We start from the raw sequence: 24,428 nt of genomic DNA, 5'->3' as shown, positions 1-24,428 counted from the left end.
GTCTTACGGCTTTGCTGAGTAGTAGCGTATATCGCTGTCGGCTCGGCTGGCTTTAACGTCGTACATTTTTCCATCGGCTTCGTAGATAAGTTTCTTCAGGCAATAGTGATCACCTTGGCTGACGCTCATGCCGATGCTGACGTCAATGCTGACCAGCTCACCACAAGGGAGCTTGATGGGCTTGCGTATGGCGGCATTGAGGCGTTGGCGAATATCGTTGAGGACGGTGGCATCGTCAATGCCCTCAATCAATAAAATGAATTCGTCTCCCCCGAAGCGTGCACAGTGGTCGTGCGTGCGGGCCAGGTGTTCGATACGCTTGGCGACTTGCTGAAGTACAAAATCGCCGGCTTCATGCCCATATTGATCGTTAACGGGCTTGAAACGGTCCAGGTCGAGCATGAATAGCGCCACTGGTTGCCCGATATGCTGACTGCGCTGGAGGGCCTTTTCGGCGCAGTCAGTGAGGCCTTTACGGTTCAGTAGCCCGGTCAGCATGTCGCGGGTGGCTAGGTACTCAAGCGCTTTTGTGCGATCGGCAACCTTTTGTTCCAGAACCGCTTCCTGGCGTTTCAGCGTCGTCAGCATGTCGTTCTGAGCGCGTTCTTTTTGTCGCTTCAGCTTGTTGAAGCGCGCGGCCAGCGCAAACGATAACAAGAGCATTTCCATCGCCGAGCCAATCTGAATGCCGTGCAAGGTAATAAAATTGGCCGGCAAAATGCCTAAATTGCGCAGTGCAAACACACAGGCGCCAACCAGAAACAATGACCAGGCCAAGACAAATATCCGCGCGCTGGGCACGCGTTGCGTGACGCAGTAAATACCGCATATCAGGATCGTCAGTGCGGCCATGAACCCGGTCACGTCCATCAGTCGCAGGGCTGGCTGAATAGGTAGCAGCATAGTTGCCACGAGGGCGAGCAAGCAGTAGACGCGGAAATAGCTCAACAGGCGATGCCAGCGGGGCGTGAATTTTTTCGTTTCAAGAAAACTTTGGGCAAAAAACGTACCCATGGTAGAGGCAAAAATGAAGCCGATCGCGACCAACCGTGACGTATTTTCGCCCAGGAAGCTCCAGAACATCAGGGTGCCGATGCCGTTGAAGGTTAAAATCGCGACGGTAAACCCCAACGTAAATAGCGAGTAATATAAAAAGACGCGCTCTTTGAGACCAAAAAATAACAATAGGTTATAAAGACCAAGGCCCAAAAGTATGCCGAAATAGGTCGCGAGCCAGAAATTGTGCCGATCATTCTGCTGGTAGAACGCCTGCTCAGAAAGAAGGTTGTAGTTCAGCATCTTGCTGCCCGCCGCGCTGACCCTGGCATATAGAGTGACCGTTTCGCCTGGCGCCAGATTGAGCGGAAATACAGCCTGGCGATGGGCAAGTTCTCGTTGCTCTATGGGAACGGCGCTGCCGCTTATTTTTTGTTCATTATAACGCTCATGCATTACATGCAGCATGACGCGATCCAGAAAGGGATATTCAAACTCAACGATCCAACGCTGGGAATGTTCCGTGGGGTTCTCGACCTGGGTGCGCAGCCACACCTCGTCGGGTGTATAGCCAAAATTCAAGTCGCTTTTGTGCTGAGCCTGGGTGAATGATGGGTTGCGTTCAAGCAGCTCCTTAAGCGTAAGAGACTCATTGCTCTGCCAGAACTGGGTGTGGTCGGTAAGTGAATAGCGAGACTGATCAGGAGAGGTGACCAGCGAAGCGACAGCTGGTTGCCAGCAGGTTATCCAGATCAGCAGCAGCAAGCCCACGCAAACCTTGCGGTGCAAAAAACATGAATACATAAGAGGTCGCTTTGGTTATGTTCTTCTGCTCCCCGCGCTGATGTCCCTTTAAGCTGTTACCGATGCCGGGGTATTGTCTTCGTTATCGCCAAACCTCTATGTATGGCGTCAGTACGATGCTGTACATACAAGTACAAAGGAAGCTTAAGATACTCTGGCCGTTACGTCGTTTTGATGACATGGATTGCGTCAACGATAATTCAGCCTTTCACCGTGGGACTGCCGAACTCGAATGGGCTAACGCCATTGTAGAACGGTTTTGTGGTGGCATAGGAAAAATGGATGATCTAGGTCAACGCAACTTGCGAAAGTCGGTCGGTGAGACGCTGCACCAGGTTGCCGCTATGCCGCCAGTAGTGCCAATGGAGTGGGACGCTAAGTGTTTGACCTGGCGCAATGCTGACCAGCTGGCCGCTTTCGATCAATGTATGGGTTTGTAGCTCGGGCATCATGCCGTAGCCAATGCCTGCCGCTGCCAAACGAATAAACCCCTCCGACGAAGGGCATAGGTGGTAGGGAAAGCGGCCATGGTAGCCGCACTGGGCGAGAAATTGGTGCTGCAATTGATCATGTGGGCCGAAGACGATGGCCGGGGCCTCTTGAAAAGCCTCATCGCTGGGTCCATCAGGGAAGTGCCGCACCGCATAGGCGGGGGAGGCAAGCGGGTGGTAATGCATCTCGCCCAGCGCCAGGCTGCGTGCCCCGGCAATCGGCTGCGGTGTTGCGCAAAGGCAGGCCGCGACATCGCCATCGCGCAAGCGCTTCAGGCCGACGTCCTGGTCTTCGATAACAAGATCCAGCAAAAGCCCTTCGGTCTGACAGATGTCGGCAATCGCCTCGGCCCACCAGGTCACGACGCTATCCGCGTTAATCGCAATACGAAGGCGAGGAGCGGGATCATCCAGCGTGGGCAATGAGCCACGCAGGTCGCGTTCTAACAGCTGGACCTGTTGGTAATGCGTTAACAGCCGCTGGCCGGCGGGGGTCGGCGCCAGGTGGGGGTGGCGGATCAACACGGGCTGTCCTAAACGCACTTCCAAGGCTTTCAATCGTTGTGACACGGCCGACTGCGAGAGCCCCAGTACGTCCCCTGCGCGTTCAAAACCGCCACATTCCACCACGGTCGCCAGGGCATGGAGCAGTTTGTAATCGAGCATAGTGGTGTTTCCAGGGCTGAAGAAAATGACGTAAGGCAAACAAGCGGGATTATATCCAGCAATACGCGTTATAGGCCTGCAAATGGGATTGAATCCCATGAGCTAATGGATTACATTTCACATTGAGGCTCAATAACAACCCTAGCATTTTACTTTAGCCGTTTCTGTAATGCCTTAACCTAAAAGGATACCGTCATGCCCGCCACCATGCTCCGTCGCCCTCTTGCAGGCATCGTTGCGCTTAGCGCGCTACTGCCTTTTGCCTCAGTTTTTGCCGACACCACCGCTGACGATACCGTCAGCGCCGATGCGGTGGTGACTCACTATGCCGACCTGGCGCATGCCAATTACGCCGATGCGCTCAACGCCGCCGAGGTGTTGAACGAGCGTATCGACGAATTGCTGGCCAACCCTACCGACGAAAACCTGAAGGCCGCCAAGCAAGCCTGGCTGCAAGCGCGTATTCCCTATCAGCAGAGTGAAGTGTTTCGTTTCGGCAATGCCGTCGTGGACGATTGGGAAGGACAGTTGAATGCCTGGCCTCTCGATGAGGGCATGATCGATTACGTCGAAGGCGATGACTACCAGCACGAACTGGGTAACGAAGGTGCCACCGCCAATATCATTGCCAACGAGCAAATCAATGTGGGGGGCGAAAGCCTGGACGTTAGCGAGATCACCCCGGAATTACTCGCCGATCTGAATGAAATTGGCGGTTCGGAAGCCAACGTCGCCAGCGGCTACCACGCCATCGAGTTTCTGCTCTGGGGTCAGGATCTGCACGGCTTTGAAGCAGGCAACGGCGAGCGCCCGGTGAGCGATTATCAAACCGGCGACGACTGCACCCATGGTCACTGCGACCGCCGCCGGGACTATCTGGACGCGGTATCCGATCTGCTCGTCGACGATCTTGAGTGGATGGTCGCCCAGTGGGCGCCGGACAGCGAGGACAACTATCGCCAGGAACTGCTGGCGGAAAGCGATCAGGAAGGCCTGCGGCGCATGCTGTTCGGCATGGGCTCGCTGTCGCTGGGCGAGCTGGCCGGTGAGCGCTTGAAGGTGGCGCTGGAAGCCAACTCGTTCGAGGATGAGCACGACTGCTTCAGCGACAATACCCATAACTCCCACTATTACAACGGCCTGGGTATTCAGAATATCTACACCGGCCGCTATCAACGGCTAGATGGCAGCGTGGTCGAGGGGCCGTCCCTCGAAGACCTGCTGGCGCAGGAAGACAGCGAGTTGGCCGGTGAGCTTCGTCAGCAGCTCGACGCCACGATGGCGCGCCTCGACGCGATCAAACAGGCGGCGGAAGCGGAAAGCTCGCCAATGGCCTTCGATATGATGATCGCCCCCGGCAATGAGCAGGGCAGCGAATTGATCAACGACGCGATTCTCACCCTGGTGGCGCAAACGGGCTCCATCGAGCAGGCCGCCGGCGAACTGGGCGTGACGTCCCTGCAGCCGGATGACGCTGGCCATCAGTTTTAATTCAACCTGTTGATGCCCATGAGCCGCCGGTGGCTTCGTCACCGTGCGGCTTTTGCGCTTCGTGTCACGCGACATCCGCCTCAAGGTATTCCCATGTGCCGCTTATTCCGTGTCTCGCCAAGCCGGTGTTCGCTATCCGGTCTTCTGCTGGTGCTGATGACCATGTCCGCGCAGGCAGCCGAATCACCTGACCAGGATTATCCCCTTCAGACCACGCCCATGAGCGGCGGTGATGGGTCGGTGGAGCAGTTCGACCACAACGCCTACTCGCTGCCGCTGGGCAACATGTCCATGACCAAACGGCTGGATTTCAGCGTCGGCAATAGCTTCTTCCGTAACCCCTGGGTGGCGGCCCCCGCCAGCACTGAGGCCCGCGATGGCCTGGGGCCGCTATTCAATACCAATAGCTGCCAGGGCTGTCACATAAAAGATGGACGCGGCCACCCGCCGACCGGCGACGAAAACCCTATCGCGCTGTTTCTGCGCCTCTCGCTGCCTCCTCAGCAAGCGGAGCCGGAGGTTCTGGAACAGCGCGGCGCGCTCCCCGTACCCAACTACGGCCTGCAGCTACAAACGGCGGCGATATCAGGCGCGCAGCCAGAGGCCAAAATGCTGATCGACTATCCCCCTCGGGAAGAGACGTTTGCCGATGGCACCAGCGTTACCCTGCAGGAACCGGTCTACTCGATTGCCGAGCCCGCCTACGGCGAGCTGCCCGGGGATTTGCAGACCTCGCCGCGGCTGGCACCGCCGATGATTGGCCTGGGGTTGCTGGCGGCGATTCCCGACGCTGATCTGCTGGCGGCCGCCGACCCTGACGACGCCGATGGCGACGGCATTTCCGGTCGTGCCAACCGGGTGTGGGACGTGCGTCGAGGGACCACGGTGGTCGGGCGTTTCGGTTGGAAAGCCGGCGAGCCCAGCATCGAGCAGCAAGGCATGCACGCCTTTGCCGGCGATATGGGGCTGACGTCCAGCCTGGTACCGCAAACCGACTGCATGCCAAGCCAGGGCTGCGATAACTTCCCTAACGGCGGTAACCCCGAAGTCAGCGACGACGTGGCCGACTTCGTGACCTTCTACGCCTCCAGTCTGGCAGTGCCCATGCGCCGCCATATGGATGACCCGGCGGTTCAGCGAGGGGCTGAACGGTTCAACGCGCTGGGCTGCGCCAGTTGCCATACGCCCCGCCAGCGGACGGCGGCGGATGCTGACCGCCCGGCGCTGGCGGATCAGATAATATGGCCTTATAGCGACCTGTTGCTCCACGACATGGGCGATGCCCTGGCGGACAAGCGCAGCGAGTTCAAGGCCGATGGTCGTGAGTGGCGCACCCCGCCGTTATGGGGCATCGGGCTGGCGCAAACGGTCAATCCCAGGGCGGGGTTTCTTCACGATGGCCGCGCCCGCACCCTGGAAGAAGCGATTCTCTGGCACGGGGGCGAAGCTGACGAGGCCATCCAGGGCTACCTTGAGTTGCCCGAAGACCAGCGCGCTGAGCTCATTCGTTTTCTTGAATCCCTGTAAAGGGCGTTGAATGGTTGAAAGGCTTGATTGCCAAGGAGTTTAGATGATGGCTGCGTTTCGACGACTGGGGTTGCTGGCCTGTGCGTTTCTGGCGGCACCGCTTTCTTTTGCTACGGAGAACACCACCCCGCGGGAAATGTGGCACAGCGCCGTGGAGATGCAGTACGCCGAGTTGAGCGCCGCCTCCGAGCGTCTGGAGACTAGCGCCGCGCGTTTCTGTCAGGGCCCCGACCAAGCACTCAGGCAGCGGCTAGAAGATGACTGGCTGAGCGCTTATCAGGCCTGGCAGGCGGTGCGCTTTATCCAGTTTGGCCCGGTGGAGCAGAACAGCCGGGGCTGGCAGTTGCAGTTCTGGCCGGATCGCAAGAACCTGGTTGGCCGCAAGGTGAACGGCTGGCTGAAAGCGCCCGACGCACCGGATGCTCAGGCGATTGCCCGCGACAGCGTGGCGATCCAGGGCTTTCCCGCTCTGGAGTACCTGCTTTATGACGACGCCATGGATCAGCAGGCCCTTGGCGAGCCGAATGCCTGTGCGCTCATGCGGGCCATCACGACCCATCTTGCGGATACCACCAGTGCCCTGCAGCGCGACTGGCAGGCCTTCGGTGAACACTATCTTGCGACCGCTGACTACACCGAAACCACCCTGGCCAGCGCTATCCAGGCCCTTGAACTGCTCGAAGATAAACGCCTTGGTGAACCCATGGGCCTCAAAGGGGCTCCCGCCAACGGCTATCTGGCGGAAGCTTGGCGCAGCGACAACTCGATCCGCTTGGTAGAAAGCAGCCTGGAGGGCCTGCGTACCGGCTTCTTGCCCGGCCTTACCGCGTTGTTGCGTGAGGTTGATGCGCTGCCGCTCGCCGAGGCGTTTCGTGATCAGTTGGATAAGACGCTCGCCCAGGCTAGCGAACAGCCGTCGGGCTTGGTGTCTGCTCTGGACGACGAAGCGGTGTTTCGCGGTCTGCAGTCGCTCTATCTGGATATCAGCCAGTTACGCCATCTGCTGGGTAACGAGGTCGCTGGCGAACTTGGCCTGGTACGCGGCTTCAATTCAAGCGACGGGGATTGAGCCATGCAGCGACGCCAGGTACTCAAGGTAGGGTTGGGCAGCGTCGCCATGGCGCTGACCCCGTTGAGCTGGGCACTGCCCGCTCGTGAGGAAGTGGATTGGCTGTTTAGCGCGGTGGATGACCCCGGCGGTGGGCATTTTATCGCCGGAGTGGCGCTGGATGGCCAGGCCCGGTTTATGATCGAGGTGCCCGAGCGCTGTCATGGAGGCTGTTTACGGCCAGATTCCCGCCAGGCAGTGCTGTTCGCCCGGCGCCCCGGTACGCGGATGCATGTGATCGACGGCGACAGCCGCCAACTCGCCCATACCATCAACGCCGGGGAGGGTTACCACTTCTACGGGCATGGCGTGTTCGATCTGAGTGGGCGATATCTGTATGTCACCGCCAATCGCCTGGCGGATAGCGCTGGGCTGGTGCGGGTTTACGACGCTGCCAACGGCTACGCCCATGTGCGTGATATGCCGCTGGAGGGCATTGGCCCTCACGAGCTTCGGTTGATGCCGGATGGTGACACCCTGGTCATTGGCTTGGGCGGCATTCAGACCCACCCCGACTACGGCCGGGTAAAGCTCAACCTGGACACCATGGCCCCGGCACTGATGCTGATGGATCGCCATAGCGGCGAAATTCTGGCCCGTCACGAGCCCTCGCACCACCAGTTAAGCTGCCGTCATCTGGACGTGGCAGCGGACGGCACGGTGATTGCGGGTTATCAGTTCGAAGGCCCCGAGTGGGAGACCCATCCGCTGATTTGCCGCCTGGATGCCGCCGGGCATTTTTCAGAACTGGCGCTGCCCGATGAGGTCACCGCCAGCCTGCACCAATACACCGCCAGCGTCGCGTTTAGCTGCGTCTCGACCAATGTTCTGGTGACTGCCCCGCGCGGCAATCGGGTGCTGCTGCTGGATGCTGAACAAGGCCGTCTGACCACCAGCCTGGAACTGCCCGACGCCGCCGGCGCCCGCTGTGATGGCAACGGCGGCTTTCTGGTCTCCTCCGGCCAGGGCGGGCTCTACCGGGTAATCCCTGGCTCGGCAACGCCCGAGCTGCTGGCCAGCCTGGAAATCCGCTGGGATAACCACCTGACCTGATTAGCGCTGACCTGTTTAGTGCTGACCTAGGTAGCGCACGCCTTGCATGGCGATCGTCGAGAGCAGGAAAAACCCAGCGGCCAGGGTGACAATGGTCGGGCCAGTCGGGGTATCGAAGAGGTAAGCCGCTTTAAGCCCCGAGGTGACCGCCAATGACGCAATGCCTGCCGCTACCAGGGCCATTATTTCGGGGGTTCGGCAGAAAGGCCGGGCCGTTGCGGCGGGGATAATCAACAGGGCGGCAATCAGTAAGGCACCCACAACCTTGAGCGCCACCGCCACGACCATAGCGAGAGAGAGCGTGAGAACTAATTGCTCCCGGCGTGGCTGAATGCCGCTGGCGTGGGCGAGTTCATCGCTGAGCGTGGCGGTCAGCAGTGCCGACCAGCGCCAGCCGAGTAACGCCAACACCATCAGCGTGCCGCCCCCGATGACCCATAAGTCGTCTTTGCCAACGGCCAGAATATCGCCAAATAGATAGGCATTGAGGTCGACACGTACGCCCGATATAAACGAAACGGCAACCAAGCCAATCGCCAGGGCCGAGTGCGCCATGACCCCGAGCAGGGTATCCATGGCATAGCCACGTCCGCTGAGCAACGTCACGCAGGCGGCCATGGTCAGGGCAATCATTAACACGCCTGCAAAAATAGAGATATCAAGCAGTAACGCCAATGCAACGCCGAGAATGGCAGCGTGAGCCGTTGCATCGCCGAAGTACGCCATGCGTCGCCAGACCACAAAGCAACCGAGTGGCGCGGCGGCAAGGGCGACGAAAAGGCCCGCCAGGGTCGCGCGCCACATGAAATCATCCAGCATGGGCAGCTTCCTCGTGTTGGTGGCGATAAACGGCGAGCATTTGGGCTGTCTGCTCGCCGAATAACGCCTGATAGTCGGGGGAGGAGGCAACCCGCTCGGGTTTGCCCTCGCAGCAGATGTGGCCGTTCAGGCACAACACATGATCAGCGGTGCGCATCACCACATGCAGGTCATGGCTCACCATCAAAATCCCGCAGCGATAGGATTGGCGTACCTCTTCGATCTTTTTATAGAAGTCAGCGACGCCTCGATAATCAAGCCCTTGTGTGGCTTCGTCGAGAATCAGGATGTCGGGCCTGTTGATGAGCGCTCGGGCCAGCAACACGCGTTGCAACTGCCCGCCGGACAGCTGGCTCATCGCCGCATTGTGTAACCCTTCAACCCCGGCATTTGTCAGCGCCTGGTGCACATCGTCCCGGAGGTGGGGGTGGGGAAGGTTAATAAAGCGCGAGACGGTGATGGGGAGCGTCGGGTCTAGATGCAGCCGTTGGGGCACGTAACCGATATTCAGGCCTGCGTCGATTTCCACACGGCCTGACGTTGGCTTGATGGCGCCCACCAGCGTTTTAACCAGCGTGGATTTTCCCGACCCGTTGGGGCCAATTAACGTGACGATTTCTTCGCGATGCAGCGCCAGGTGGATGTCTTCAAGAATCGGTTTTCCCCCGATGCGTACGTTGAGCTGGCAGGCACGCAAAAGGGGAGCGCTAGGGGTAATAGATTGGAGCATCAGCAGGCAAACTCTAGCTTACGTATTAATTGTTATGTTATAACATATATGGTGTGGGCGGCCAAGACAAAGTGCGGCCAAAAGCGCCTGACCATAAGACGACGATTATTTACCTGCTGTTGACCATTAGGAGAGAGCCATGACGTATCGCTTGGCACATTACGCCTTACCGCTGTTGGTGGGCCTTCCCTTGACGGCCTTGGCCGATGTTCCCCGTGTGGCGGTGGATATCCCGCCGGTGCATTCACTGGTGGCCAAGGTGATGGGTGATCGTGGGTCACCCGAGCTTTTCATCCAGCCCGGCGCATCCCCCCACGGTTATTCACTACGGCCCTCGGAAGCAGACGCCTTGGATAATGCCGATCTGGTTGTATGGGTAAGCAACGATCTAACGCCATGGCTATCAGGCCCGGTGGAGAATCTGGCCGGCGATGCCAGGCATCTGGAGTTGATGCGCGTCTCCGACATCAACACCTTTGCCTATCGCGAAGGCGCGACGTTCGATGTCGCTGACCACGACCACGACCACGACCACGACCACGACCACGACCACGACCACGACCATGGTCATGATCATGCCCATCATCACGACGGACAAGACCCGCATGGTTGGATGGATCCTGACAACGCACGGCGTTGGCTCGACGCCATTGCCCAGCAGCTTGGTGAACTGGACCCGGAAAACGCAGATTATTACCGTGACAATGCGGCGAAAGGTCGACAAGCGCTTGAATCACTTGAGCAAGACATCGAAGAGCGCTTGGCTACCAGCGAGAGTACTCGCTTTATCGTGTTCCACGACGCCTATCAGTATTTTGAGAAGGCGTTTGATGTAACGGCAGCGGGCGCGATTTCCATCGGCGATGCCTCCTCACCCAGCCCTGCACGCATTGAAGCTATTCAAACAATGGTCAACGAAGAGGACATTCACTGCGTCTTCAGCGAGCCGCAGTTTAACCCGCAAATTGTCGATGCCGTCTTTGGCGATACCGATACCTATATCGGCGTCATGGACCCCCTGGGCGTTGACCTAACGCCTGGCCCCGAGCTTTACGACGCGCTGCTCAACCAGATGGCGGATGAAATCCAGCATTGCACAAACGCCATGTGACTGGCTGGCGCGTCACTGCGCCACGGCGATATTGTGCTCCCCGTTCGGGTGCTTCATGACCTGCATGGGGAGCCCGTAAATCGCTTCCAAGGTGCTGTCGCACATCATGTCATTGGGGGCGCCGCAGGCCAGTAGGCGGCCGCTGTGCAGCGCCATCAATTCATCGCAATAGCGCGATGCCATGTTGATATCGTGCAGTACGATAATCACCCCGAGGTTTAGCTCATCGCACAGCTTGCGAATCAGCGCCAGGACTTCGATCTGGTGGGCGATATCCAGCGCTGCAAGTGGCTCATCCAGGAGTAGAAAACGGCTGCCCTGTGCCAACAGCATGGCAAGCCAGACTCGTTGACGCTCGCCGCCGGAAAGCGTATCGACCAGACGGTCGGCGAAGTCCTCGGTGTGGGTGAGGGCAATGGCGCGGTCAATAGCGTATTTGTCTTTCTGGGTGTGGCGCCCCAGCAGGCCGTGCCAAGGGTAGCGGCCAAAGGCCACCAGTTCGCGCCCGGTCAGGCTCTCGGCGCTGGGCAGGTGCTGAGGCAGGTAGGCGACTTGGCGCGCGAACTCGCGGTTGCCCCAATCACTCAGCGGGCGCTGATCAAAGTAGATCTCTCCCTGGCTGGTAGGCTGCTGCTGGGCCATGAGCTTTATCAAGGTCGACTTGCCCGAGCCATTATGGCCAATAAGGCCGTAAATCCTGCCTTCCTGAAAGCTATGTTCAATGGGCGTTAGAATCGGTTTTCCATTGATTTCGAAGGTGGCCCCTTTGACCTCGAACATGAATCACTCCTAGCGATGCGTTAATGACCATGGCTCCATTCTAGTGCTAATAGTTCTCATTTTTAACAAAGAAATGGAAAAAAATCACGCGGGAGCGACTGCGCTCTGTGCAGGCGCGCTATCGGTAGGCAGAAGGAGAGGTGCCGATCAGGCATGGCAATGCGGTTTAGTCGTTTTTCATCAACGTCAACAGTTGGCCATGCCGCTCGGGGTGGGCCACAAGCAAGCTATTCCATTCGCCGGGATGTGCCTCACCAGCGAGGTCGGTAACGCTGCAGCCTGCTTCTCGGGCAATCACAATGCCCGCGGCGATATCCCAGAACTCGAGCTTGGCGCCCTGGGACCAAAAGGCATCAAAACGGCCCAGACTGACGTAGGCGATCTCGAGCGCCGCCGAGCCAGGGCTGCGGATGCCAGCCACTTGAGGCATCAGCACGGTAAGCTGGTTGAGGGCCGTGGCGCAGTCGCCTTTGTCATGGTAGGGCAGACAAGTGCTCACCAGCATTTCGGTCATTGGGCGAGGCGAAGGTGTGGTGAGCTTTCGATCATTGAGAAAAGCCCCCATGCCCTGGGCCGCCCAAAGCATTTCATCAAGCAGCGGTTGATAGACAACGCCCATGACGAGCTCATTACCTTTGGTGACCGCGATCGACACCGAAAAATGTGGCACGCCGTGCAGGAAGTTATTGGTGCCATCCAGCGGATCAATCACCACGGTATAGTCGCTATCGGAACTGGGCGTCAGGCCGCTTTCCTCACCAAGAAAGGCAATATCGGGAAAAGCGCTGCCGATACAGTCGATAATGATATTTTCAGCCGTTGTATCGTAGTAAGTCACGAAATCAGACGCGCCCTTTTGCTCAAAGGCAATCCGCCCCTTTTGCGAATATCCTTCGCGCAACAAGGTGCCCGCTTCATAAGCGGCTTGCTTGAGCGTTTCGAGCAGGTCATTGCTATCCAGCATCGTTATTCCCCTGGGCAGAGCGACTGATGCGCCTTGCTGAGCGCATGGTAGCTTCACGATAACCCGCTATCCATGACGCGCCGGTGACAGACACCTGCCTCGGGTTGATTCAGATTGGTCTCACCGATTGACTTACTGCCATTTAACGCAAATAATAACTATTGCCATTTATTCCGTAGTGTCAATCAAGGCAGGAGGCCGAGCTATGGATGTCCACCCCTGGAGCGCTGAATTAGAGGATATTTTCGTCAATCAGCGCCCCCGGCTCCGCTGTGTCGCTGCAAGGGTCCTGGGCAATACCGATCAAGCCGATGATGTATTGCAGGATGCCTACCTGAAAATTTCAGAGGCCACCACGCTGTTTGAGATGAAGCAGCCCATATCCTACGTGTCGCGTGTGGTGCGCAACCTTGCCATTGACCGCTGCCGCCGCTCGGCCTTTGAGTCAACGCTGTTTGCAAAAGAGGAGGAGGGGGATAACGCTTCCTGCGCCTCACACTCCCCAGAAGTGATTGCCATTGATCGCCAGTCTCTGGCCCAGGTGGTGGACGCACTGGATGAGCTGCCCGAGCGAACGCGGCGCGCCTTTGAACTCTACCGTTCGGGAAGCCATACGCAACGGGAAGTGGCTCAGTTGCTGGGGGTTTCCACCACGTCAGTCAACTTCATGATTCGTGATGCGCTAACTCATTGCCGTCTGTCGCTGCGAGGCACGTCGTTGCCAGGCAGATAAGCAGACGTTCGCTGTGCCGCTTTTGTTGTCGCTTTGTTACACTGCCAGCACATAGTGAAAGCGTTGTTAGTAGCAGGCGCTTTCCGGTCCAATGATTGATCGGGCAGCAGTAGCGAGGCTAGACGGTAACGATGAATAACGACAGCGGCGATGAAGCCGTGTGGCAAACAGCCCTGGACTGGCTGATGCGCGAGCATGAAGAAACGTTGAGTGATGCGGATCGCGAGGCGCTCCATGCATGGCTAGCGGCGTCTTCCCAGCATTGCCGGGTATTCCGTGAAGCCGAACAGCTATGGTTGCTGACGGGGATGGTCCCGCGCAGTGATGAGCGTCGCTGACAAACGGTGGTTTTCTCTCCTTCCTGTTTCCTTTTCCATGCCTACTCCTCCCTCTACGACGGTTTAGCGCCTTGTGCGCACCAGGACAGCCTTAAGTCCGACAGGCTGCTGGTCCCAGACTGATTGATTTTCTTTCCCGTTAAATTTTCTGATACCTCACTCGTCATTATGTAATGAGAAGCAATTGCGTTTTATTTCTCATTCCTTAGACAATGGTGAGGTTAGTCCCATGACAAGCTGTTTTGATCGTGAAGATGCCGTCTTCCGCGTATTGGTCAACCACGAAGAGCAGTACTCCCTCTGGCCCGAGTGGAAGGCGATTCCCCCTGGATGGACCGACACCGGTGTGCTCGGCGATAAGCCAACCTGCCTCGACTACGTCGAAAAGACCTGGACCGATATGCGGCCCTTGTCGCTACGTCAGTGGATGGATGAGCAGGCCAACAGCGAGGCGGAGCAGGTGAATGCCGGTTAAGCGCTTGAGACTGCTCTGCCTGCCTTGTGCCGGGGCCAGCGCCACCATGTATCTGCGCTGGAAGCGTCAGTTGCCCGTCTGGGTCGAGGTCTATCCCGTCGAGCTGCCTGGGCGTGGCGAGCGCCTGGGTGAGCCGCTCATCGATGACTTCGAGACCCAGGTCGTGAGGCTGTGCGAAGAGCAGGCAACGCGGATGCGCGGCGACTTTGCCCTGTTCGGTCACAGCATGGGGGCGTTGCTGGCCTACGGCATGGCCGCTCGCCTGCGCGATGTGGGGCGCCCTCAGCCGCGGATGCTGTTCGCCTCGGGCAGCCCGGCGCCTTCAATGCGCGACCCAGACCGCTTGGCGGGCCTTGATAACGACAAAGCCCTGATTGCGGATCTACGCCAGCAGGGCGGCACCCCAGAGGAGGTATTCGAAAGCCCGGAACTGCTACGCCTCACGCTCGATGTGTTGGCAGCGGACTATCGTCTCTGCCGCAGTTTCCGCTATCGCGGCGGGGCGACGCTTGCATACCCCCTACAGGTGCTCGCCGGTCGCGATGACGATATCGAAAGCGAACGCCTGGACGCTTGGCAGCGGGAAGCGGGTGGTGCGTTCGCGTTGAACTGGTTTGGCGGCGGCCACTTCTTTATTCGTCAGCAGCAGGCCCAGGTGCTGGCGACCATCGAGCGCGCGCTTACCCGACGGCTTGAGGAGGTGCCCCATGCAGCGCCTGCGGTTAGCTGAAGGCACCCCTGAGGGCCTTGAAGTCTGGCGCTTGGCGCTTGACCTGAACGCCCCGGTGGCCGTCGACGACGAGCGGCTGCTGAGCCAGGCCGAGTGGCAGCGTGCCCAGCGGCTTCGCCGTCACCCCGATGTCGTCCGCGCTGTGACGACACGTGCTGCCCTGCGGCGACTGCTATCCGCGCACACTGGTATAACGCCAGAAAAGCTGATGTTTACTCAGAGCGCTTACGGCAAGCCAGCGTTGGAAAACGCGGGTGGGCCGACCTTCAACGTTTCTCATTCGGGCCATGTCGCCCTGATTGCCCTCGCCCCCAGCGGCGAGGTGGGGATCGATATTGAGCGCTGCCGCCCCGAGGCCGAACTGGCGCCGCTGCAAGGGCTGGTGCTATCGCCGAGTGAGCAGCTCGGCCACGCACGCGACGGCTTCGCACTGCCCTTCATGGAGCGCTGGGTGGTTAAAGAGGCGGTGCTCAAAGCCCTGGGCCTGGGCATTGCAGAGCATTTGCAGGCGCTCTCGGTTATGCCCGCTCCTGGGCCATCAGGCACCTATCACCTTGAGCACTCGCTCCCCATTTCATCCTCTTTGCAAGCATGGCCGCTGTCAGCGCCGAGTGGCTATGCCGCCGCCCTGGGCTATCTCGACAAAAGCTATGTCGACGCGGGCTGTACCTGCTATGCCCATGGCGCACAGGGCCAACGCGACTCAACGACTTTTCAGGAGATCCATCATGGATAATCAAAGCGCAATCCCAACGCAACCCACCAACGCCATTCCCGAACGTCAGGGGCCTGCTGACTCGGAGCTGCCCATCATGATATCCCCCGCCTACCCGGGGCAGCCACTGCTGGAAGCCTTTGGCGAGTTGCGTGGGGATATTGAATCCCTGGTGACCCGAGTTGGCGGCGTGCTGCTAAGAGGCTTTGATGTGCCCACCGTGGACGATTTTCAGCAGTTTGCCGCCGCCTTAGGTCATCCGCTGCTGAGTTATGAGTTTGCCTCAACACCGCGTTCAGCAGTGTCATCGGGTATTTATACCTCGACCGAATACCCCGCCCATCAACATATTCCCCTCCACAATGAGCAGGCTTATACCCGCGAGTGGCCGATGAAAATCTGGTTCCACTGCGTCACCGCCGCCCCTGAAGGGGGAGAGACGCCGATCGCCGATAGCCGCGCGATTTACCGTCGCATGCCGTTAGAGATTCGCGAGCGTTTCGAACCCGGCATTCTCTACGTGCGCAACTACGGCGATTTCGATATGCCTTGGCAACAGGTGTTTAACACCGAAGACCGCGCTGAAGTGGAGGCATTCTGCCACCGGGCGGGGATTCGCTGCGAGTGGAAACCCGACGGCGACCTGCGTACCACCCAGCTATGTCAAGGCATAGAGACTCACCCGGTTACCGGTGAGCGGGTGTGGTTCAACCAGGGCCATCTTTTCCATGTCTCCAACCTGCAGCCAGAGGTACGCGAGTCGCTGGAAGAGATGCTCGACCCCGAAGACATGCCCCGCAACGTCTTCTTTGCCGATGGCAGCCCCATCGACGACGCCATTTTCGACGAGGTTCGCGGTGTGCTGGCCGACGAAACGGTGATGTTCCCCTGGCAGGCCGGTGACGTGCTGATGCTCGACAACATGCTGGTCGCCCACGCGCGCACGCCGTTTAAAGGGCCACGCAAAGTCGTTGTCGCCATGGCGGAAGGCCACGGCAACCTCTCAAGCGACTGAACGCCTCATCCCACGGCCAGGAATTCCAGCAGGTATACCCATGACTACAAGGCACGCTCAGACAATGAACAGCCACCCGGCCCATCACGATGTTTTTATAAGCTATGTCGAGCACTTGAGCCGTCTGGCCCGGGAAAGACCCGGCGACAGAGCGCTGGTCGTCGTAAATGCTCAAGGCGAGACCATCCTCGACTACGCCACGCTGGAGCGGCGTTCCCGCGCCCTGGCCAGCGAGCTCCAGCAGCGGTTCCCGGTTGGTGAGCGCGCCTTGATCCTGCTGGATAACGACGAACACTACGTGGTGTCGTTCTTTGCCTGCCTGTATGCCGGTGTGATTGCCGTGCCGGTCTTCCCACCGGAATCGGCCAGGCAGCAGCACCTGGCACGCTTGCTGGCCATCGCCGACGATAGCCAGGCGGCCTGTGTGCTCACTTCTTCGGCGATTATCGAGCTGATCGCCTCAGCGGGAAAAGACGTCGGTAGCGCCGAATTGATCCCCGTGGATGCCGTAGATGAGAGCCGCGCTGAGTACTGGGCTGAGCATCGCCCGCAGCGTGACGATATCGCCTTTTTGCAGTACACCTCGGGCTCCACGGCCACGCCCAAAGGCGTCATGGTGAGTCATGGCAACCTGATGGCGAACGAGCGTGCCATCGAGACGGGCTTCTCGATTGGCGCTGACGATGTCTTCGTCAGTTGGCTGCCGCTGTACCACGACATGGGCCTGATCGGTGGGTTGCTGCAGCCCATCTATCGCGGTATCCCCGCCGTACTGATGAGCCCCACTTTCTTTTTGCAGCGGCCGATACGCTGGTTGGAGGCAATTTCTCGTCATGGGGGCACCATCAGCGGCGGCCCCGATTTCGCCTACCGGCTGTGCCTTGAACGTATTCGCGACGAGCAGATTAAAGCGCTCGATTTATCCAGCTGGCGGGTCGCGTTCTCAGGCGCCGAACCGGTGCGACACGCAACCCTCACTGGCTTTATCGAACGTTTCCGCCCTGCGGGCTTCGCCGCTGATGCCGCAGCCCCCTGCTATGGCCTGGCCGAAGCGACGTTATTGGTCAGCTGTAATCCACGCGGTTCGGGCGTGGTGGGTACGGCTTTTTCTCAACAGTCACTGGCCGAAGGTAAAGCTGTTTCAGCCGTTGAAGGCAACACTCTGGTGGGCTGCGGCACGCCGGAGTCGGGTCACACAATCGATATTGTCGATCCCGAAGGGTTTCTCTCGCTGCCCGAAGGCGACGTGGGCGAGATCTGGGTCAATGGGCCCAGCGTGGCACACGGGTATTGGCGGAACCCCGAGGCAACGGCCAACACCTTTGTCACCCGCGATGGGGTCAGTTGGCAGCACACCGATGCAGAGGCTCACGACGTTCGCGATGATCGCTGGCTGCGCACCGGTGATCTGGGCTTTCTGCACAAAGGGCAGCTGTATATCGCCGGGCGCATCAAAGATCTCATCATTCTGCGCGGCCATAACGTCTACCCCCAGGATATCGAGAGCGCTATCGAGGCGGAAGTGGAAGCAGTGCGCAAAGGACGCGTAGCGGCCTTTGCCGTGACCACACCGGAAGGCACCGAGGGGATCGGCGTGGCGGCTGAGGTCTCCCGAGGCATGCAGAAGCTGGTGCCCGTCGGGACGCTGGTCGAAGCGCTAAGCGAGGCGGTAGGGAATGCTTGCCACGAGCCACTTTCTGTCACGCTTCTACTCAACCCCGGCGGCCTCCCCAAGACCTCCAGCGGCAAGCTACAGCGCAGTGCCTGCCGCCAAGGCTGGGAGGCAGGTAGCCTGGATGCCTACGCCATTCACGCCTTCGGGCATTTTGCCAGCGGTGGCGACGCTGAGTGCGGAGGAAAGTCATCGCCATCTACCTCGGAACCAGAGAGCGAAACGGAGCAGGCGTTGGCGAAGCTCTGGTGCCAAGTGCTGGGGGACGGCAAGGAAAAGCCGTTGGGAAAAGATGCTCACTTCTTCTCCAGCGGGGGTAATTCTCTGGCGGCGGTGCAGTTGGCTTCACGCATTAGCGATCATTGGGGGATTGATTTCCCGACCAGATCGGTTATGGAAAAGCCGCGCTTTAGAGATGTGGTTGGTGAAGTAGAGCGGCGGTTAGCGAATCCTTCGTCCTTCCATCAGGGGGCTATCCAGAATCCACTGATACCGATCCCCCGCCATGCGGAACTACCTTTAGCACCTATCCAGCGTCGGCTCTGGTTAGTTGATCGCTTGGCGAGTCAGGCGTGTGACCGTGAGCGAGCCGCCTACAACCTCCCAGCGCTGTTTTCCCTGAAGGGGGAATTGCAAGTGGAGGTGCTGGAAAAAACCATCAATGCCATCGTTGCACGGCATGAGGCATTGCGTACTCGCTATCCCGAAAACGATGGGGGTAATCCTGTCGCGGTTATCGAGGATCAGCGAAACATCGAACTCCCTGTTTTGGATTGCAGCGATCTTTCAGAGCAGGAACAACAGCGATATCTGCAAGATACCTTCGCCGAGTATGCGAACACACCATTTGATCTTGCTACGGGCCCTTTAATAAAGGCGGGCTTGTTGCGTTTTGGCGCACAAGAGCATGTCTTGGTGCTGACCATTCACCACATTGTGTTCGACGGCTGGTCAACGAGCGTATTCATTCGTGAATTTGCCTCTCTGTACGGGGAATTACTGGAAGGGAAGGAGTCTGGGTTACCCGAACTGGGTATTCAGTACGTGGACTATGCCGCTTGGCATGAGAGAGCCCTTTCAGGAGAGGCCTTCGAGAAAAGCGCAACCTTCTGGCGTCGCTATCTAAGCGATGCTCCTCCGCTCTCAACACTACCGGGAGACTTCGCTAGGCCCAGCCAAGTATCGCACGCCGGTAGTGCTCTGAGCATGTCGCTAAGCCCTGAGCTGTCAACGTCCTTAAACCGGCTCGCCACCCAGCATGGCACCACGCTATTTACGCTTCTATTGGCGAGTTTTCAGCTGTTGATGCATCGCCAGACATGTCAACAAGATCTAGTGGTGGGAACCGATGTCGCCGGCCGTAGCCATCCTGAGGTTGAGCCGCTAATTGGCTTTTTCGTCAACGTGATCCCACTGCGATCTCGTTTGGCTGATGGACAGATTGATTTCGGCCACTGGCTTGAGCAAGTACAGACCAGCGTGCTGGATGCGTTCGATCATCAAACTGTTCCCTTCGACAGAATTGTCGAGCTTTCGGGGATTAGCCGTGAGCGCGATCGCTCTCCCCTCATACAAACCCTCTTCGTACTACAAAACACGCCAACCGAGCGGTTCTCAATTCCGGGCTTGGAAGTGAAGGTAATGTCCCAGCCGCGGCAAGAGTCGAAGTTCGATATGGCGGTATTCGTTGATGAGAGCGATACCGGACTATCAGTCGAGTGGGTCTACGCCACTGCTTTGTACCGACGCGAAACTATTGAGCACTTGACCGGTGCTTGGCAGTCGCTATTAGCGCAGATCGTGGAAGCTCCCAACACGCCTGTCGAGGAGTTTCGCTTACCCCAAATGGAGAAACACGCTATGCAAAACAAGCTTTCAAAAGGTTCCAAACTCAACAAGCTTGGCAGCCTGAAATCCCAGCCAGGTGCGCGCTCCTCGACCAACAGTGACTCACCGGTACGAACGGCGTTGTTTGACGAAAAAAGGGTCTTTCCCCTGGTGATCGAAGCGACGGACGCTGACCTTGATGCAGTGGCGTGGGCAACGTCCCAGCGTGACTTCATTGAGCAACATTTACGAACGCACGCAGGCATCCTGTTCCGTAACTTTGACCTTACCACGCCACAAGAGTTTGAGGCCTTTGCCGAGGCTATCCAGCCGGGCCTTTACGGCAACTATGGTGATCTGCCCAAGAAAGAGGGGGGGCGTAATACCTACCGTTCAACCCCCTATCCCGAGCGCCAGATGATTCTTTATCACAACGAAAGTTCGCATTTGGAGCGCTGGCCGCGTAAGCAACTGTTCTTCTGCGAGAAGCCTTCTCCTGTGGGAGGTGCCACCCCGATCGTTGACTGCCGCGAGATGTTGCGCCAACTGCCCGCCGATGTGGTGGAGGAGTTCGAGCGCAAAGGGCTGCTTTATGTCCGCACCTTCACCCGCAACCTGGACGTGAGCTGGCGAGACTTTTTCAAAACCGATAGCAGGGAGGAGGTTGAAGCGCGGCTCAAAGAAGCGGGCATCGAGTGGGAGTGGTTGGGTGATGACGAACTGCAGACGCGTACGCGCTGCCCTGCAGTAGTCACCCATCCGGTGACCGGTGACCGGGTGTTCTTCAATCAGGTGCAGCTCCACCACGTCGGTTGCCTTGAGCCAGATGTGAGGGAAGACCTGCTTGGCATGGTTGGCCAGGAGCGCTTGCCGCGCAATGTCTATTTCGGTGACGGCTCCGTGATTAGCGACGAGATGATGAAGGTTGTCGGCGAGGCCTACGAAGCCTGTGCCGTGCGCTTCGACTGGCGCCGAGGCGATGTGGTGATGGTCGACAACATGTTAGCGGCCCATGCCCGGGATCCCTACGAAGGGCCACGCAAGATTGTGGTGGCCATGGGAGACATCTATGAGCGTTCGATGCTGGAAGAGGCCCAAGGGGCAAGTGCCGATGCCGAGTTGGTCGGTCAATGAAGTCACAGGGTTTGGGAGTCTATAAATGAATGCAACAACGGAACAGCAGAACCTTGCCCATTGGCCGCTTAGCCCTGAGCAGCGCGCGGTACTGACGGCGGCGGAAACTAATGAAGGTGGCATCCAGCAGGTAGCATCGGCGCAGGCGAATGTCATGGTGGTCGATATTCAAGGGGCACTTGATAGCTCGCGGCTGGAGCACGCACTGGGTGATGTTAGACAACAGCATGAAGCCCTATCGACGGCTCTGAAAAGCGTGGCGGGGTATCGTGGGCTGCGACACCAGGCGCTTGAAGAGCTACCTGCTATTGAGTGGCGATATGAGGACTTACGCGGCAGCGATGACCAGGAACCACTGCTCGACGGCGATCTCAACGACGCTCTCAAAAACTATAGCGAGGCACTCAAGCTTCGGCCCATGGCCGTTGAGAGTGGCGAACTGCTGCGACCAGTGCTGCTGCAAACAGGTGAAACTACCTGGGTATTAGTACTGGCTGTTTCGGCGTTGGTGGCGGATCGCGGCAGTCTGCAGTCGCTGTTCTCAGCGTTGGTGGATACTTACGATCAGAGGGGCGGAGTCGATGATGAGTCGGGGCTACAGTATTCCCAGTTTATCGAATGGCGCGCTTCTCTCGAAAACGACGATGACGCCGAAGAGGGTCGTGAGTATTGGCTAAATCACCAGCAGCATGCCGAGCAGGCAGGCGCATGCCGTTTACCTGCAAGGCAAGCGAATCACTATGACGTGCGGGTAGAGCATGAATATGTGGTCTGTCAGCTCGGATCAAGCCTAGTAGCGCGTATCGATAGCCTAGCAGATGGGCTTCAAGTATCCGCAGAGGCAGTATTGCAGGCGGCCTGGTGGGCGCTACTCGCCAGGATTAGCGACAACGAGAGCATGCTGGGCGGCTGGCAACACGACTGCCGCCAGGATTACGAGGTGATGCAAGGGGCAATCGGGCTCTTCGACAAGGTACTGCCGTTACTGGTTGAAGGTGTCGCTGATAGCGACTTCTCTAGCTGGATCGCCCGCTTGTCAGAGCAGTTAGAAGCGCATACCCAAGCCCAAGAGTATTGGTCAATTGATGCTCTGCCTGATAAGCGCCACCTCGTAGTGGGGTTCGCATTTTCAGAAGGCGTGAGTGAGTTAGATACGGCAGGTTTGCAGTGGCGCTTGCGAGAACTGCCTGGGCCATCGGCAGAGTTTGAACTTGCCTTGCAGATTGGCCGCAGTAAGAGCGGCGCGGTGGCGACTCTCTATACCGACCCCTCATGCTATAGCCGAGCGGCGGCCGAGTGTCTGCTGGGTCAGTACCAGACGCTGCTACAGGTGGGCCTAGCCGACCCCGAGCAAAAACTATTTTCGGTGCCGCTTATTTCCCCTGAACAACAGCTGGCGTTGGAGTCGATTGAGGACAGTGCGCTCGACGTGAGCGAGAGGAGCGTAGCTACCCATATCGCTGCCTGGGCGGCCTCGACGCCGGATGCCATTGCCATTGAGGAGCAGGGCCGTACGCTGAGTTACGCTCAACTAGAAGCCCGCGTTAATAATATCGCTCGGTGGCTGGATGGTCAGGGCGTTAAACATGGAGATTACGTAGCGCTCAACCTGCCCCGTTCCACCGATTTGGTCGTGCTACTGCTAGCAGTATGGCGTGTAGGCGCCGCCTACCTGCCGCTCGACGATGAGTGGCCCATAGACCGTAAACGGCGAGTGCTTGAGGATGCCCAGACCGCGCTAGTGGTGAGCGCTGAAAACGCCGAGGCGGAACTCGCAGCACTGGCCCTTCCCGGTATCCCCACTGTAGGTCTGCCACAGGAAGTGGAAGAAGCGGATAGCGCATTGTCGTTTCCAGAGCAAGACCTCAGCGACGTGGCTTACCTTCTCTATACCTCTGGCTCCACCGGCACGCCAAAAGGCGTGCTAATTGAGCATAGCCAACTGCTCAATTACGTCGCCGGTGCCACAAAGGCCATGGGGCTATCGGCATGCCAGCGCTGGGCATTGACCGGGTCGCTGGCCACCGACCTAGGTAATACAGCGCTGTTCGGTGCCTTGTTCAATGGTGCTCGCCTGGTGATCGCCGCACCTGACGATATGCAGGATGGCGACCACTTTGCGCGCTTCATGTCGGCGGCCGATATCGATGCGCTCAAGATAGTGCCGTCTCACCTGGAAGCCCTGCTGGAGTGCGAAGCCCCGCGGTTGCCGAAAACACTGATTCTTGGCGGCGAGGCAGCTTCACCTACCTTACTTTCGAGCATTGCGCGGATCTCGCCCGAGTGCCAGCTATACAACCACTATGGCCCTACAGAAGCCACAGTGGGCGTTATGGTGCACCCGGTATCGCTGTCGCAAGATATTCAAGGCCCGCTGCCGCTAACCAAGTTGCTACCGAACTGCTGCTATCGAGTGCTTGAAGATAATTTGCACGCTACCCCCACCGGTGCCGTGGGTGAGCTGTATCTGGGCGGCGCCCAACTGGCGCGTGGGTATCTCAATAGCGATGCTTCCGCTTTTGTCGAAGATCCTTTTATTGCCGATGAACGGCTCTATCGCACCGGCGATCTTGCGTGTGTGATGCCCGAGGGGGGCGTACGCCTTATTGGGCGAGCCGACGATCAGATCAAACTGCGCGGCTTTCGCATTGAACCGGCGGAAATCGAAAGCGTGTTGCAAGCACAACCAGGGATTAAGCAGAGCCTGGTCCGCCTGATGGAGCGGGGCGGTGATACCCAGGAACTCGTAGCGTTCCTGATCGCTGACGCCGAGGTAACGTCCGTTGAGGGCCAAGCTCAGCTTCGCCAGCAGCTGGCTGTGCTACTGCCTGAGTCCATGCGTCCTTCTCGATTTATCCCTGTTGAGCGTTTCCCTCGCCTAGGTAACGGCAAGGTAGACACCTCTGCGCTGGAAGCTTTGGCCCAAAAAACAGCGGAAAGTAAAAACCTGGTGAAGCCCCGGGATGCCGTGGAAGCCAACCTGTGTCAAGCCATGGCCGAGCTGCTTGGTCGCGATGAGGTAGGCGTTGATGACGACTTCTTCGAGTTGGGTGGGCACTCCTTGCTGGTGATCAAGCTGGTAGCCCGCATCCGTAAGCAGTTCGGCATCGAGATAGCCCCCGGCGTGGTATTCGATCACCCCACCGTCGCTGAGCTGGGTGCCGCTCTACGCGAACGTTGTGCTGAGGCCAGCACGAGCGGTCTAGCCGAGCTTGATAGCAACTGAGTAGACAAACTTGCCTAGTAACA

19 protein-coding genes are annotated in these 24,428 nt (G+C 58.5%); 13 read left to right on the top strand and 6 right to left on the bottom strand.

Translation table 11 applies throughout. The annotated features are described in order from the left end of the window. Positions 1-3 precede the first annotated feature (3 nt). Both B7L15_RS06780 and B7L15_RS06775 read right to left on the bottom strand, forming a co-directional pair. Complete coding sequence (locus tag B7L15_RS06780; protein ID WP_085918240.1) at positions 4-1,800, bottom strand: sensor domain-containing diguanylate cyclase; 1,797 nt, start codon at positions 1,798-1,800, stop codon at positions 4-6. A gap of 287 nt (positions 1,801-2,087) precedes the next feature. Then, positions 2,088-2,957 carry a LysR family transcriptional regulator ArgP gene (locus tag B7L15_RS06775; RefSeq protein ID WP_085918239.1) on the bottom strand — a complete coding sequence of 290 codons (870 nt, stop codon included), beginning with the start codon at positions 2,955-2,957 and terminating at the stop codon, positions 2,088-2,090. 195 nt (positions 2,958-3,152) lie between these two features. Here B7L15_RS06775 and B7L15_RS06770 point away from each other — a divergent pair, with 195 nt between their 5' ends. The 4 genes from B7L15_RS06770 to B7L15_RS06755 all read left to right on the top strand — a co-directional run bounded on the left by B7L15_RS06770 (position 3,153) and on the right by B7L15_RS06755 (position 8,136). After that, positions 3,153-4,448 (top strand): imelysin family protein, encoded by a 1,296-nt coding sequence (locus tag B7L15_RS06770; RefSeq protein WP_085918238.1) that lies wholly within the window; start codon positions 3,153-3,155, stop codon positions 4,446-4,448. 93 nt (positions 4,449-4,541) lie between these two features. Beyond that, positions 4,542-5,975 (top strand): di-heme oxidoreductase family protein, encoded by a 1,434-nt coding sequence (locus tag B7L15_RS06765; protein ID WP_176243650.1) that lies wholly within the window; start codon positions 4,542-4,544, stop codon positions 5,973-5,975. Between the two features lie 43 nt (positions 5,976-6,018). Next, positions 6,019-7,044 carry an imelysin family protein gene (locus tag B7L15_RS06760; protein WP_085918237.1) on the top strand — a complete coding sequence of 342 codons (1,026 nt, stop codon included), beginning with the start codon at positions 6,019-6,021 and terminating at the stop codon, positions 7,042-7,044. A gap of 3 nt (positions 7,045-7,047) precedes the next feature. Further along, the gene (locus B7L15_RS06755; protein ID WP_085918236.1) at positions 7,048-8,136 is read left to right on the top strand and encodes a DUF1513 domain-containing protein; all 1,089 of its coding nucleotides are present in this window, start codon (positions 7,048-7,050) and stop codon (positions 8,134-8,136) included. A 15-nt stretch (positions 8,137-8,151) separates the two neighbouring features. Here the strand turns inward: B7L15_RS06755 and B7L15_RS06750 are convergent, their stop codons facing one another. Continuing rightward, entirely contained in the window at positions 8,152-8,955 is an 804-nt protein-coding gene (locus tag B7L15_RS06750; protein ID WP_085918235.1) for a metal ABC transporter permease, read from the bottom strand. Continuing rightward, positions 8,945-9,685: a metal ABC transporter ATP-binding protein gene (locus B7L15_RS06745; RefSeq protein ID WP_176243649.1), complete on the bottom strand. Its 741-nt coding sequence runs from the start codon at positions 9,683-9,685 to the stop codon at positions 8,945-8,947. The genes B7L15_RS06750 and B7L15_RS06745 overlap by 11 nt, the downstream gene beginning before the upstream one ends. Before the next feature lie 139 nt (positions 9,686-9,824). Here B7L15_RS06745 and B7L15_RS06740 point away from each other — a divergent pair, with 139 nt between their 5' ends. Beyond that, the gene (locus B7L15_RS06740; RefSeq protein WP_085918234.1) at positions 9,825-10,796 is read left to right on the top strand and encodes a zinc ABC transporter substrate-binding protein; all 972 of its coding nucleotides are present in this window, start codon (positions 9,825-9,827) and stop codon (positions 10,794-10,796) included. Between the two features lie 12 nt (positions 10,797-10,808). On the opposite strand, the gene B7L15_RS06735 is transcribed toward B7L15_RS06740, so the two are convergent. Together B7L15_RS06735 and B7L15_RS06730 are read right to left on the bottom strand one after the other, a co-directional pair. Continuing rightward, positions 10,809-11,576 (bottom strand): ABC transporter ATP-binding protein, encoded by a 768-nt coding sequence (locus B7L15_RS06735; RefSeq protein ID WP_085918233.1) that lies wholly within the window; start codon positions 11,574-11,576, stop codon positions 10,809-10,811. A 166-nt stretch (positions 11,577-11,742) separates the two neighbouring features. Beyond that, the gene (locus B7L15_RS06730; protein WP_085918232.1) at positions 11,743-12,540 is read right to left on the bottom strand and encodes an inositol monophosphatase family protein; all 798 of its coding nucleotides are present in this window, start codon (positions 12,538-12,540) and stop codon (positions 11,743-11,745) included. A 205-nt stretch (positions 12,541-12,745) separates the two neighbouring features. Between B7L15_RS06730 and B7L15_RS06725 the strand changes: the two genes are divergently transcribed. From B7L15_RS06725 to B7L15_RS06690, 8 genes are all read left to right on the top strand, one after another. Further along, positions 12,746-13,273, top strand: coding sequence for an RNA polymerase factor sigma-70 (locus tag B7L15_RS06725; protein WP_176243648.1), 528 nt, complete (start codon positions 12,746-12,748; stop codon positions 13,271-13,273). A 131-nt stretch (positions 13,274-13,404) separates the two neighbouring features. After that, positions 13,405-13,611, top strand: coding sequence for a FecR/PupR family sigma factor regulator (locus B7L15_RS06720; protein WP_085918230.1), 207 nt, complete (start codon positions 13,405-13,407; stop codon positions 13,609-13,611). A gap of 229 nt (positions 13,612-13,840) precedes the next feature. After that, on the top strand, positions 13,841-14,086 hold the full coding sequence (locus B7L15_RS06715; RefSeq protein ID WP_085918229.1) for an MbtH family protein: 246 nt from the start codon (positions 13,841-13,843) through the stop codon (positions 14,084-14,086). Continuing rightward, positions 14,076-14,816 carry a thioesterase II family protein gene (locus tag B7L15_RS06710; RefSeq protein ID WP_085918228.1) on the top strand — a complete coding sequence of 247 codons (741 nt, stop codon included), beginning with the start codon at positions 14,076-14,078 and terminating at the stop codon, positions 14,814-14,816. Before B7L15_RS06715 ends, B7L15_RS06710 begins: the two co-directional genes overlap by 11 nt. Beyond that, on the top strand, positions 14,794-15,552 hold the full coding sequence (locus B7L15_RS06705) for a 4'-phosphopantetheinyl transferase family protein (RefSeq protein WP_085918227.1): 759 nt from the start codon (positions 14,794-14,796) through the stop codon (positions 15,550-15,552). Before B7L15_RS06710 ends, B7L15_RS06705 begins: the two co-directional genes overlap by 23 nt. Continuing rightward, complete coding sequence (locus B7L15_RS06700) at positions 15,545-16,546, top strand: TauD/TfdA family dioxygenase (protein ID WP_085918226.1); 1,002 nt, start codon at positions 15,545-15,547, stop codon at positions 16,544-16,546. Before B7L15_RS06705 ends, B7L15_RS06700 begins: the two co-directional genes overlap by 8 nt. Before the next feature lie 40 nt (positions 16,547-16,586). Continuing rightward, positions 16,587-21,179, top strand: a complete 4,593-nt coding sequence (locus B7L15_RS06695) for a condensation domain-containing protein (RefSeq protein ID WP_085918225.1) — start codon at positions 16,587-16,589, stop codon at positions 21,177-21,179. A 25-nt stretch (positions 21,180-21,204) separates the two neighbouring features. Continuing rightward, positions 21,205-24,405: a non-ribosomal peptide synthetase gene (locus B7L15_RS06690; protein WP_085918224.1), complete on the top strand. Its 3,201-nt coding sequence runs from the start codon at positions 21,205-21,207 to the stop codon at positions 24,403-24,405. Positions 24,406-24,428 lie beyond the last annotated feature (23 nt).

This window comes from Halomonas sp. CSM-2 (assembly GCF_002119345.1).
Classification (GTDB): Bacteria; Pseudomonadota; Gammaproteobacteria; order Pseudomonadales; family Halomonadaceae; genus Vreelandella; species Vreelandella janggokensis.
The sequence above is the reverse complement of the archived record's forward strand: the minus strand, read 5'-3'. Positions and strand labels throughout refer to the sequence as shown.